Source organism: Salmonella sp. SAL4457 (assembly GCF_046548235.1).
GTDB lineage: Bacteria > Pseudomonadota > Gammaproteobacteria > Enterobacterales > Enterobacteriaceae > Salmonella > Salmonella enterica.
In genome coordinates this window covers 1-305 of sequence record NZ_JBGDZO010000269.1, presented here as the reverse complement: position 1 = coordinate 305, position 305 = coordinate 1, and the positions used below count along the sequence as shown (strand labels likewise).

At 69.8% G+C, this 305-nt stretch carries 1 protein-coding gene; it reads left to right on the top strand.

Features of this window, described 5'->3' with window-relative positions; translation table 11 throughout:
• On the top strand, positions 1–264 hold a 264-nt coding region (locus ACLJNW_RS24225), incomplete at its 5' end, for a hypothetical protein (RefSeq protein ID WP_410961222.1).
• Positions 265–305 lie beyond the last annotated feature (41 nt).

The window sequence follows — 305 nt, the reverse complement described above, 5'->3', positions numbered from 1 at the left end:
ATCCTCGAGACCGGCAGCGGGCGCATACTCTTCGACCTGCATGGCGGCAGGGGCTGGGACCCGGCGCCGTGCTTCGACGACCTGTGGCAGATGGCGGCCAGCCTGGCCTGCTTCGGCGAGGTCTGGAGCGGCGCCGGCGAGGACATCCTGCTGGACGACTGCAGCGTCGCGCCCCGCTATCGGCAGCAGCTCGTCGACGAACTGCAACCGATCCTCGGTTCGCGCCAGCGGGCGGAGGACCTCGCCGACGAGTTCGGCTGGTAAGCTGGTGGCCACACCACCACCGCCCATGACCTGCGCATGAC